General features: G+C 55.2%; 9 protein-coding genes and 2 pseudogenes. 4 read left to right on the forward strand and 7 right to left on the reverse strand.

The window, feature by feature from the left end:
* Positions 1–54 precede the first annotated feature (54 nt).
* The 5 genes and pseudogenes from ACR0AD_RS07040 to ACR0AD_RS07060 form a co-directional block, all read right to left on the reverse strand.
* The gene (locus ACR0AD_RS07040) at positions 55–276 is read right to left on the reverse strand and encodes a hypothetical protein (RefSeq protein ID WP_480486498.1); all 222 of its coding nucleotides are present in this window, start codon (positions 274–276) and stop codon (positions 55–57) included.
* Positions 277–481: 205 nt separating this feature from the next.
* A complete protein-coding gene (locus tag ACR0AD_RS07045) occupies positions 482–889 on the reverse strand; it encodes a phasin, PhaP (protein WP_480482927.1) in 408 nt (135 codons plus the stop codon).
* A gap of 309 nt (positions 890–1,198) precedes the next feature.
* A pseudogene (locus ACR0AD_RS07050) lies at positions 1,199–1,381 on the reverse strand (IS6 family transposase); the annotation flags it as partial.
* Positions 1,382–1,441: 60 nt separating this feature from the next.
* Positions 1,442–2,428, reverse strand: coding sequence for a DUF3179 domain-containing protein (locus ACR0AD_RS07055; protein WP_480486499.1), 987 nt, complete (start codon positions 2,426–2,428; stop codon positions 1,442–1,444).
* Positions 2,429–2,984: 556 nt separating this feature from the next.
* Complete coding sequence (locus tag ACR0AD_RS07060) at positions 2,985–3,602, reverse strand: GNAT family N-acetyltransferase (RefSeq protein ID WP_480473296.1); 618 nt, start codon at positions 3,600–3,602, stop codon at positions 2,985–2,987.
* A 153-nt stretch (positions 3,603–3,755) separates the two neighbouring features.
* Here ACR0AD_RS07060 and ACR0AD_RS07065 point away from each other — a divergent pair.
* Positions 3,756–3,941: pseudogene (locus ACR0AD_RS07065) on the forward strand (hypothetical protein); the annotation flags it as partial.
* A 121-nt stretch (positions 3,942–4,062) separates the two neighbouring features.
* On the forward strand, positions 4,063–5,622 hold the full coding sequence (locus tag ACR0AD_RS07070) for an acetolactate synthase large subunit (RefSeq protein ID WP_480473298.1): 1,560 nt from the start codon (positions 4,063–4,065) through the stop codon (positions 5,620–5,622).
* A gap of 217 nt (positions 5,623–5,839) precedes the next feature.
* Here the strand turns inward: ACR0AD_RS07070 and ACR0AD_RS07075 are convergent, their stop codons facing one another.
* Positions 5,840–6,388, reverse strand: a complete 549-nt coding sequence (locus ACR0AD_RS07075; protein ID WP_480492724.1) for an RES family NAD+ phosphorylase — start codon at positions 6,386–6,388, stop codon at positions 5,840–5,842.
* Between the two features lie 103 nt (positions 6,389–6,491).
* Here ACR0AD_RS07075 and ACR0AD_RS07080 point away from each other — a divergent pair, with 103 nt between their 5' ends.
* Positions 6,492–8,033: a M81 family metallopeptidase gene (locus ACR0AD_RS07080; protein ID WP_480486501.1), complete on the forward strand. Its 1,542-nt coding sequence runs from the start codon at positions 6,492–6,494 to the stop codon at positions 8,031–8,033.
* Here the strand turns inward: ACR0AD_RS07080 and ACR0AD_RS07085 are convergent.
* The gene (locus ACR0AD_RS07085; protein WP_480486503.1) at positions 8,030–8,941 is read right to left on the reverse strand and encodes a LysR family transcriptional regulator; all 912 of its coding nucleotides are present in this window, start codon (positions 8,939–8,941) and stop codon (positions 8,030–8,032) included. The genes ACR0AD_RS07080 and ACR0AD_RS07085 overlap by 4 nt on opposite strands.
* A gap of 181 nt (positions 8,942–9,122) precedes the next feature.
* On the opposite strand from ACR0AD_RS07085, the gene ACR0AD_RS07090 reads away from it, so the two are divergent.
* Positions 9,123–10,703, forward strand: coding sequence for an ABC transporter substrate-binding protein (locus ACR0AD_RS07090; RefSeq protein WP_480486505.1), 1,581 nt, complete (start codon positions 9,123–9,125; stop codon positions 10,701–10,703).
* Positions 10,704–10,716: the final 13 nt, after the last annotated feature.

Genomic DNA, 10,716 nt, shown 5'->3' on the forward strand with positions numbered 1-10,716 from the left:
CATCAGAACGCGGCGTAGATTGAAACTGCGGCGAGCCTGATCCTCCTAAGCCAATCAAACGCTCGTGTTCCAAATCATTCGATGACGGACACTTCGGAACGCTGCAGCGCAGCCCGCATTGCCGACATTCGCTGCACCGCCAAAGTTTGGGTTGTCATAAACTAATAGTCTACGGGTTAACCAATCATTTATCCCTGTGGAACGAGCAACCGCTTCTTGACCAAAAAATTCCCAAAAGGATGACAGGATACGGATATCTTTTTCGACGGCGATCAATGGTTTCCCCCATCGGAGGCTTGTAAATAAGCGATATTCACGCCGCCTTTACATAGGGCTACGTTACATAGGTGCGCACCGGAGCATATCATACATAACGTTTCGATCCTCTTACACACGCGCATAAAGGGCAGATTCTTCAATCTGCCCTTCTCTATTGCACCAATTAATAAGAAACGGCGCAATTCTGTTCTCTTGTTCCGAATTAGGCTGCTAAGGCTTTCTTTGCAGCGGCGGATTCTTTGGTGATGTCTCTGCCGGCGGTCATCAGCAACTCGACAGTGTCTATCTGGGCTTTCTTGGCGATCTCGGCAAAAGCAAACATCATTTCAGTGGCGTCTTCGGTAGCGCCCGACAAAAAATCTGTGGCAGCTTTTGCGTACTCAGTTGGCTCCGCCTTGGCTTTTGACACTTCGGTCAGCTTGACAATGGTATCTTTGGTCCACACGCTGGAAATATCCGTTGATTTTTCAGCCGCTTCTAATGAAATGCGCGACAGTTTTTCGCTCAGCGATGTGGAAGTTCTGAACGCATTTTCGAAGACTGCGGCTTTGAGGGGAAATTCGCCCATCGCATCTTTCCAAATCGCTGTGAAGTTCTGGATTTTTTCCATTGTCTTAAGTCCTAGTGTCTTGCGGGCCCACCCCGCATTATCTCCAATTGAGATTTTATCCTTTCTGCGACACAGCAATGCAAGGAGATAAGTTTACGCTAGGGAAAGCAGTGGAACGGAAGCGTTTTCAAAAACTTGCTTGCAAGCAACTTAGTCTCCGACGCCGGCGTCAACGGCATGGAACCCGAATCGCTAGTATCACTGGCCGCGGGTGCTTGACCGGTGCTGTCAGACAAAGGTGCTGTCAGACAAATTCGAACCTGTCTCCGTTAGGCCAAAAGAACTGTCCTTTATACAGCACCAATATACAGCACCAAGTTTGCGCAACTCGGCAAGAGCGGCGGACCGTGTCAGCTTGAGGGTGTCTCGGCTGGTGAGCGATCTTTCCTGGTTGAAATGGTTTTAGACGGAGGAGTGGACGGAGGCGAATTTCAGCAAACTTCGCATACGCTTGAAACGTTGCATGGTGCGTTCTCTTCGTCGGAACGGCAGGGGCATTGCTAACTTGATTGCGCGCGGCTGATGGCTGTCTGGCCCGCGTCCGTCAAGCGGTCATTTCGAGAGCGTACGTTCACCCCCGTCGGCCAGCATCCATCTGCCTTCCGGCCAGAAGGCGTGGAATGCAAAGGCGAACATGACATCATGGGCGATATCCTGTCCCGATGCGTTACGCACCCGGACTGAGCCTACATCGCGCCCCTTGGCGATGCGCCCGGTGTCGAGGGCCGAGGCCTGCCCCGCGCGCCAGGAGAGCGTTTTCCCGGCCTCAGAGATCTCGCCCTCTGCTCTCAGCCTCTCCAGAGTCCAGGCTTTGTCGCCGACGCGGATCACGCGCGCCAGTGGGTTGATGCCATGGGGCGGGTTTTCACCGGAATAGAGAAAGGGCCGCGACAGGGTGTCATAGCCGCGATAAGGGTTGCGCCCATAGTCGCGAATATAGGCCGGTTCGTTCATCACCAGCCCATCCGGGTTACGGCTGCTGAACTCCTCCCAGCTTTCCATCCAAGTGGGCAGGGTCTTCAATTCGGTGCCTGTCAGATCGCCGACGATGGCCCGGCCGATGGCCTGCTGCCACCAGCTTTCAGTTTCGCGGTCATACATCAACATGTCGGAATGGCGCAGCTTACCTGAGACGCCGAATGTGAGCGTGCCCGCAGCGGTGCGCCGATCGAAGCTCATGCCGGAATTGCACAATGGGCAAAAGGTGACGGCCACCGGGATACCGCCGACGCTGTCATTCACGATCTCGTGCCATACCAGATAGCGTATCGGATAGGCTCGAGGCTCGGCCCCGTCGATCTCAAGCGTGATTACTGGCTCGCGTTTACCCAGTCTCGTTTCGTCAGAAACGCGCAGGAAATTGGGATCGCTGATCGCAGGGATTCCGTCCTTGGGCGGACCGCCGGACTGAATCTCGGACCAATCCGTGACCGCACTGCGGCTGAAATTGGTCTGCGGCCACTCAAGTTCCCAGCGGTCGGGGCTGGCGAGCGCTGTACCGGCGACGAAGAGAAAGGCGAACAGGACAGGACGGCGCATTGGAATCTCCGGTCGGGGGATGCGCAATCCTGACGGCTGGACACCTGTCTGCAAAGGGCTGGCACAGGAATGTGAAGAGAATTCATGCCTCCGGTATCAGGTTGCCCCCTCGGGGCGTCGGCAAACCAGGGTGGAGGCAAGGGCCGAGATTCCGGCTAGGGCCTGCCCCGCATGGTTCACTGCACCCCGAAACCGGCAAAGCGCCAGCACCGCAAAGCCCGACCGGGTCGTAAAAACTACGTTGCCCGTCCGTACCATGGGCCACGTTTGGAACTACCACCGCCGCCTCGTAATAGCGGATTGTATCGATTTTGGGCCCTGACCGGGAAGCGGCTTCCGAAATACGCACAAAGGATGCCCTCCAACCTCCAAAGCGGTACCGGCCTCAAGTAACTCAACGTCGAAAGGAAACTTGGAGAACGGCCCATAAGAGACATTCATCGCAGTCACTGGTGCCGCAGTGCGGCTTCACCAGACCGGCCATTCGCTACGGACATAAATATCCTGAAACTGCCGAACTCACAGATTGCAGACAATGCAGCCGTTTGATCTACCGCTATTGGGCGGCTCGAAACATCGGAAACAGGGGTGGGGCTTGGTCGGCTTTGATTAGACCCATCTCTTGGAAACCATAGCGCTTATACAGCGATAGATTTGTAGGGTTTGTCGACTCTAAGTAAGCAGGTCTTCCATCTTCATCACAACGTTTGAGGCAGCATTCAAGCAACGCGGACCCCAATCCTTTTCCTTGGCGAATTGGATCGACCGCAATAAATGCTAAATGCCAGCAATCCTCATCGGGATGATAATTGTCCATCTGCCCGAAGGTTTCGAACAACGCATCATGCTTTTCTGGTGAGACCGTCTGCTCAAAACAGGCGACAAGCCGTTCTTCGTCAGGGTGAATGCTTGGCGGAAGCCAAAGTGCGCCAGCAGTGAAATCATCGTTCCGAAACGCGCTACCCTGTTCAAATGCACGCCCGCCAAAGAAATCCATTACTCGCGGGAAGTGGGTAAGGAAATCGGCAGGTTCAGGATACAGCCAACGCATGAACGGGTCCGCAGAAAATCCAAGAGCAAGTCCGCTTAACAAACTTTCTGCTTCACTTCGGGTTGATGATCTAAACATGAAATTACCTTTGGTCGTTACACCTCGATTTTCACGTTTCAGCATGTGGGCCGCAAATACTTGTTGTCAAATGCGCAATTTATTGTCCTGCTCAAGCAACGATGGATGGCTACGTCGAGCTCCCAGCAGGCCTCTGAGGCGACGCAGCATCCTGTAATATTGTTTCTCGTCAATGTCGGGTTGTCGTTGTGGGAGGGCATGGCGGATCGGAGGATCAGTCATGGAAACCCAAACATACCTGCCGTTCGCGCGCTTCGCCCAACCTGGAACAAAGGACGTATCGTCGGTCAGAAGCGGCCGCCAAAACCCAAGCATGTCTGGGCGACCCGAGTTCGACTTGAACTGGCCGAAAACCACCGCGATTTCGCGTTGTTCAACATGGCATGTCTTACGGGCGAGGGCATCGATGACGATTGACGGCCTGCACATCATCGAAAGCTTTTTCAGTTACTTTTAGATTGTCTCTCCCATAAAGTTCGTTGAAATCAGAGTTGGCGGTGATCGAATGAATGGCGCAGAATCGTTAGTCAAAACCTTTCTTCACAATGGTGTGGATACGGTTTTCGCCAATCCAGGCACGTCTGAAATGCACTTTGTTGCGGCTCTTGATAGACATCCCGAGATGAACTGTGTTCTGTGCCTGTTCGAAGGTGGAACGACGGGCGCCGCTGATGGCTATTACCGCATGAAACGGGACGTCGCCGGCACTCTGCTGCATCTTGCACCGGGGCTAGGCAACGCATTTGCCAATCTACACAACGCCCGAAAATCAGGGTCCGGGATCGTGAATGTGGTGGGAGATCACGCAACACATCACCTGCGCTATGAAAGCCCACTCAGAGGCGACATTATTGGCGTAAGTCAGGCCATAAGCCATTGGACACGAGTTTCTGATCAGGCCACAAGCGTCGCATCGGACGGGGCCGCAGCCATCCAGGCCGCCCGATCTCAAAACGGCCAGATCGCCACTCTTGTTCTTCCCGCCGATACTGCTTGGGATGCAGCGACTGGCCCTGCGACGAATAGCATTCTGGCCCAACCACTTCATCGCCCGTCCTTGGAAGGCATCGAGGCCGCAGCCATGCGTCTGAAGACTGCAAACGCGGCTTTGATGATAGGTGGTTCCGCGCTTTTTGGTCCACTTCGTGTACTGGCTGGAAAAATTTCCGTCAAAACCGGATGCCGCCTGTTGGCGGATACTCTAATCCCTCGAATTTCGAAGGGGGCCGGGGCTGCCAAATTGGATCAACTTGTGTATCCAATTGCACCCAAGATCGCTCAGCTTGAACAGACATCGTCAATCACTTTGATCGGCGCCGACCAACCCGTTGCCTTCTTTGCATACCCGGGCAAACCGAGCACACCCGAGCCCGCCGGTTGCACGGTTTCAAGCCTGTGTGCTCCGACGGATGATATTGCCTGGACTCTTCAAACACTGGCAGATGCGGTTGGTGTTTCGAGCAAGACACAGCTGAACACATACGCTCTCGACCTGCCTCCAATCCCAACCGGAGATCTCACCCTAGCGAAAGTCGGCCAAGCGTTAGCGGCCCTCATTCCCGAGAATGCTATCGTTTGCAATGAATCCGTGACGTCCGGGTTTCACGTCATTCCTCCGACTGCAACCGCGCGACCACATGACTTGCTTGGGGGAACCGGTGGTGCGATAGGGCTTTGCCTACCGTGCGCAACCGGCGCAGCAATTGCATGTCCAGATAGAAAAGTAATTGCTCTAACAGGCGATGGATCAGCCATGTATACGTTGCAATCTTTGTGGACGATGGCACGCGAAAGCCTGGACGTTACGGTGATTGTTTTTGCAAACCGCGGCTATCAAATCCTTCGAGATGAGCTGGCAAATGTCGGTGTTGAGAGTTTTGGCAAGAATGCGGAGGCAATGTTTGATGTGGAAAACCCAACGCTTGATTGGGTTGCGCTCGCTAAAGGGCATGGGGTTCCCGGAATACGAATTGAAGACACCGATAGCTTTGCAAAAGCCCTTTCCGCGGGGCTATCACGTGACGGCCCTTCCTTGATCGAAGTCATGTGCCCGCCAGCATCTTGAACACAAATTCTTTTTGAAACGGGCGGCCCAAAGCCGCCTTTCGTTACCCAAAGCGAAGCTACATTTTGGCACTGAAAGCAGACTGTCACGAGCGCTCAAACAACATGCAAAAAAATGTCATTGGCGTGCCAGAAGAGAACTCATGACAATGTCCTCCACACAGCCAATTTTCGCGATGACCATAATTGCGAAATGATAGTTGGTCGCACCTTAAACGTCACCGATAATCCGGCAGGACGGAAACCGGCTTCACTTCACTACGCCGAAACACGCCAGGTGCGCCTGGCTCGCTCCATCGAAATAAAGTTATGTGCCAAAGACCCGGACGCCTTCGCGAAGGGTCAATCAACCCGATATGCCGATCTGTTCTGAGCCGATCAGCAGCGAGCCATGAAGACGGCTCTCCGCCCGCAGCTAAGAGTTTGCGCCAGGGCTGACTGGCGAGTGCATAGATATCCGCGGCTTCGGGGCTGCGCAGATCGAATAACGCACATCGTTCCACCTCGAAGGTCAGCACAACCCGCGGGCGATCATCCTTCCTAACGTCCTGACCAATAGCGACTTTTGCGCTTTCGACATCAGGGCTCAGATACAAAGCGTCCTGCCCCCGGCGATTGAACCGGGCGGGTGGGCGATCCGGTGCGCCGCGCATGAGGTGAACGTCTGGGTCATCGGCCCAAACAATCTTTACGAATTCTCCGGAAACTTCTGTCAGCATAACGGGTGGCACTGATCGTTTGCGCGTCGCGTTATAGGAAAGACGCAAGGCGGCAGTGGTTTTCCTAGAACAGAGAAGACGCATGATATCTTGATTGAAATCACTTACTCATGTTTCCTCGCACTGTGTTGCATTTCCAAAGGCCTCTCGCATGACGGCTCCAAAGATCGCCCTCCTTGGCGCAATTCTCGAGTCAAATCGCTTTGCACCCCCGGCTGATTTGTCAGACTTTAAGTCTCTGACATGGCTTACAAGCGATGCTTTGATATCTGAAGCCAGATCCGCGACACCAAAGCTGGCAATAGAATTTGCGGCCTTTGTCCGGGCGATGGATGCTACGGGCGACTGGACGCCGGTACCCTGTATCTTGGCAGCCAGCCATCCCGCAGGTCCAGTACGAAAAACCGTGATCGAAGAGATCATGGTGACTTCGGAAGACATGCTTCGCTCAGCTGGCCCTGTCGACGCAGTCTACATCTGCAATCACGGCGCGATGGTTGCCGAGCACGACCACGACCCCGACGGTTTGTTGATGTCACGCATTCGGAGAGTTGTCGGACCGGACGTACCTGTCATCGCGACACTCGATTTGCATGCAAATATCTCACAACGGATGGTCGATGCCTGTGACCTGATCGTCGGCTATCGGACCAATCCTCACGTCGATCAAATAGAACGTGGCGAGGAAGCCGCCTTTTCGTTGCGCCGGGTTTTGGCGTCGGGCGTCCGGCCCCAAACCGCGCATGTTAAACTGCCTCTTGTTCCGGCATCCGTGACCCTGCTAAGTGCCGAGCACCCGTATGGCGCGCTGATCGACCATGGTCAGCGACGACAAGCCGAAGGTCGAGGTGAGATTCTAAACGTATCGATCTTCGGTAATTTTCTTTTCTCCGACACGCCCGACAACGGTCTGAGCATCGTTGTCACCGCGCGTGAGGACCAGAAGGCGGCCAATGCACTGGCGGAAGAATTGGCAGACATGGCCTGGTCATTGAGGAAGGATTTCGTTCGGAAACTGACATCCGTGACGGAAGCGATCTCAATTTCCGCTGACCAAGCGCGCACGCCTGTGATTTTCTCCGATGCCGGTGACAATCCTGGTGGCGGCGGCAGTGGCAGGACGACGGAACTGTTAGCCGCTCTTCATGCGGCAAAAGTCGAAGAATGCCTATTCGGTTCCTTTTGTGATCCGGAACTTGCGAACGAAGCCCATGGCATCGGTGTCGGCGGCAAATTCAGGGCACGATTCAACCGGTCTTCCGATTCCAGCGCTTTCTGGGCGCAATGGGATGTGCCTTTTGAGGCGGATGCAGAGGTCTTGGGTCTCCATAATGGAGATGTGGTAGGTGAACTGGGCATGACGGCTGGTCGGAGATTGGCCCTAGGGCCATCCGCTGCGCTTCGTATTGGTGGTATCACCGTGGTGGTGATCACCGATCGCACACAGACTGCCGACCCCGTGTTCTTTCATATGTTCGGGCTGGATATTGCGGCTGCCCGGACTGTTGTTGTGAAATCCCGAGGCCACTTTCGGGCCGGGTTTTCCAACTGGTTTGGGCCAAACCAGGTATTTGAGGTCGACACGGGCGGGCTTACGTCGCCAGTTCACGACCGCTGGCCGTTTGCGAATTTGCCACGACCGAACTTTCCGATGGACGTCGACACCTCGTGGTCGGCTAAGATGCTGCGCTAGACGGGCTCTGAGTATTTGTCCTGCGGCGTCGTCAACTTGACAAATTGCATGAACTGGCGGGCAAGCTGAGAAGGTGGCCTGCCTGATGGAAGTACAAAGCTCGTGTCATAAAAAATGGCTGCGTCAAATGGCCTGACGACGACACCTTCCATCCCTGACGACAACAACGGGAAGGGATTGATCAGCGTCACGCCCAAACCCTCGCGGACGAGCTCCAGTGCGGCCATGTTCGTTGCCGTTTCTGCGACTTGTTTCGGCCGAATTCCAGCGCGCGCAAAGATCTTTTCGGTGATCGCTCGCGTCCCCAGCCTTCGCAGAAACTCGATCAGCGCGACGCCTTCAAGGTCGTGCGGCGTCACCACTCGTTTTTCCGATAGCGGATGGTTGCTCGGCATGGCGCAGACCACCTGACTGCGGCGCCAAGGCATGAGATGAACACCCGTTCGTTGGATCATCGCACTCGTCAAACCAAGATCATAGCGGAGGTCGAGAATGCCGGCGACCAGCACGTCCGTGGCCTGAATATCCAATTGAAGCTGCTTTCCTTCATTCTTCTTGAGAAAACTGGCCACCCTGGAGATGACAAAGTGATGTGCCAGAGTCGGCGGCACGATCAGGCGTAACGGCTCGTTATCCGGAGTAGCCCATTCTGCGCCCTCAATGTCCGCCAGCGTCTCGAAAATTGGGTCCAGTTTTTCGTTGAGACGCAAGGCTTCGTCTGTTGGGTCGATACGTCCCGATCGCCGGAGAAAGAGCGTTCGCCCAACACGGGCCTCGAGTTGTGATAAGGACCGGCTCACGGCAGACTGCGAAATCCCGAGACGCCGCGCGGCGCCGATGGTTGTCCCAGTCGTGATCACGGCTCTTAGCGACTCGAACTCGCGCAGTCTGTGTCTGTGTTCCGTCATGCTACATTACTCCCCCGGTACGAGCGGCTGAACATCCAAACTCTTGGATTGGTCTATGCAAAGTCGCATAGCAATATGTATTGGCAATGATTTTTGCGGTAGCTAGCCTTATTTAATAGGGCGCGGGATCGGCCAAAGATTCGCCCATTCACAAGCGCCAAACAAACAGGGAGTCTTTTTGATGAGGAAACTCACATCTGTGACAGCCGTCGCTGTCAGCATTTTGGCTTTCGGCGCCGGTGCTGTCTCGGCCGAAAAACTAACGATCGGCCTCGCTTCGGAGCCGACGTCACTCGATCCGCATTTTCACAACCTGGGTCCGAACAACGCGATGTCCGTGCACATCTTTGACCGGCTGATCGCGCAGGATGAGAAGCAGCGCCTATCGCCGGGTCTTGCCGTGTCATGGGAGCCGATTGATGAATTAACTTGGGAGTTCAAGCTGCGTGAAGGCGTTAAGTTTCACGACGGAAGCGACTTCACGGCGGACGACGTCGTCTGCACCATGGCGCGCGCGCCGGACGTACCGAACTCTCCATCGGGATACGGCACCTATCTTAAGGGTAAGGAAGTCGTCAAGATCGATGACTACACGGTGCATTTCAAAACGGCCGCACCTTATCCGTTGATGGGCAATGACATTTCCACGATCCCTGTGATCTCAGAAGTGGGCTGCGAAGCAACGACGGAAGACTTCAACGCGGGTACGGCCGCCATCGGCACAGGGCCGTTCAAGTTCCAAAGTTACACACCGGGTGAAAGCATCGTACTGGTGCGGAACGACGACTACTGGGGTGACGCGCCGATCTGGTCCGAGGTGGAATTCCGCCCAATCACGTCCGGTCCGAGCCGTGTTGCATCGCTTCTTGCCGGTGACGTCGACATGATATCGGGCGTACCAACGACCGATATCACAACACTTCAGGGCAATGATGGTATCCAGCTGAGCCAGGGCGTGTCCAACCGAGTGATCTATCTTCACATGGACCAATTCCGCGAGGATTCACCCTTTGTGAAGGCCAACGGTGGCGGCGATATCAAGAACCCCCTCATGGACGTCCGCGTCCGCAAGGCGATCAGCATGGCGATCAACCGCGATGCAATCGTTGAGCGTGTCATGGAGGGGGTTGCCCTGCCCGCCGGCCAGCTTCTGCCCGAGGGGTTCTTTGGCGTGTCCGACAATCTGGACGTCGTGGCTTATGACCCGGACGGTGCTAAAGCGCTTCTGGCTGAAGCCGGTTATCCCGATGGATTTGAAATGACAATCCATGGGCCGAATGACCGTTACATCAACGACGCCAAAATTGCCGAGGCAATTGCGCAAATGTTGACCCGTGTTGGCATCAAGACAGCCGTCGAAACAATGCCGCGTTCGGTATACTTTGGACGCGCGTCCAAAGGCAGCCCAGAGGGTCTGCCGGAGTTCAGCTTTATCCTCGTCGGATGGGGCGCGGGGTCCGGCGAAGCGTCCTCGCCTCTCAAATCGCTGATCCACACCCATGACAAGGATGCGGGCTTTGGATCATCGAACCGTGGCCGGCACTCGGATGCTGAAACCGACGCACTGATCGAAGAAGCCCTGCGAACAGTCGATGACGCAAAGCGGCAGGAACTGCTCGCCGCGGCGACAGAGCGCGCGATCGAGAACGTGGCGATCATTCCGACGCACTTCCAGGTCAACACCTGGGCGGCCAAAAAAGGTCTGAGCTACATCCCTCGGACCGACGAATACACTCTCGCGACAGGCGTCGTGAAAGAGTAATCGCAATGCATCC

The organism is Ruegeria sp. BH8 (assembly GCF_056538065.1).

Excerpts from the sequence above, each read along its gene's own strand:
- ACR0AD_RS07045 (WP_480482927.1), bottom strand. The coding sequence starts at position 889 with ATGGAAAAAATCCAGAACTTCACAGCGATTTGGAAAGATGCGATGGGC.
- ACR0AD_RS07055 (WP_480486499.1), bottom strand. The coding sequence starts at position 2,428 with ATGCGCCGTCCTGTCCTGTTCGCCTTTCTCTTCGTCGCCGGTACAGCG.
- ACR0AD_RS07060 (WP_480473296.1), bottom strand. The coding sequence starts at position 3,602 with ATGCTGAAACGTGAAAATCGAGGTGTAACGACCAAAGGTAATTTCATG.
- ACR0AD_RS07070 (WP_480473298.1), top strand. The coding sequence starts at position 4,063 with ATGAATGGCGCAGAATCGTTAGTCAAAACCTTTCTTCACAATGGTGTG.
- ACR0AD_RS07080 (WP_480486501.1), top strand. The coding sequence starts at position 6,492 with ATGACGGCTCCAAAGATCGCCCTCCTTGGCGCAATTCTCGAGTCAAAT.
- ACR0AD_RS07085 (WP_480486503.1), bottom strand. The coding sequence starts at position 8,941 with ATGACGGAACACAGACACAGACTGCGCGAGTTCGAGTCGCTAAGAGCC.
- ACR0AD_RS07090 (WP_480486505.1), top strand. The coding sequence starts at position 9,123 with ATGAGGAAACTCACATCTGTGACAGCCGTCGCTGTCAGCATTTTGGCT.